This window comes from Pseudomonas sp. IT-P4 (assembly GCF_949767755.1).
In the GTDB taxonomy this organism is placed as follows: domain Bacteria; phylum Pseudomonadota; class Gammaproteobacteria; order Pseudomonadales; family Pseudomonadaceae; genus Aquipseudomonas; species Aquipseudomonas monachiensis.
The window spans coordinates 1-280 of the sequence record NZ_CATKPX010000106.1 but is presented as its reverse complement, the minus strand read 5'-3'; the positions used below and the strand labels follow the sequence as shown (position 1 = coordinate 280).

Below are 280 nucleotides of genomic sequence, written 5' to 3'. Positions count from 1 at the left end.
CAGGTTGACTCGTAAGGTCTGTCTGGACAGGCTTTGCGGATAGTCCGGATGCGTGGCCTTCATGCTCGCCGGACCGCTGTACTCGAAATGCGCCGCCTTGATGTTGTGGTCACCCGCCGTGCCGGATTCGATGCCACACGTCTCCAGGGTGATGTAGCTGCCCCCGCCGTTGAGGACGATTTTCTTTTTCGCCGTGATGTGGATTTCATCTTCGGTGCTGGTGATCTCCAACCCGTGCCGTGCGATCAGCTCCAGGCGATCGTTCTGCGCCTGCACCCTT

1 protein-coding gene is annotated in these 280 nt (G+C 59.3%); it reads right to left on the bottom strand.

The features are described from left to right. A partial coding sequence (locus ACM6IT_RS28010; protein WP_414919114.1) for a DUF2345 domain-containing protein occupies positions 1-280 on the bottom strand: 280 nt, incomplete at both ends.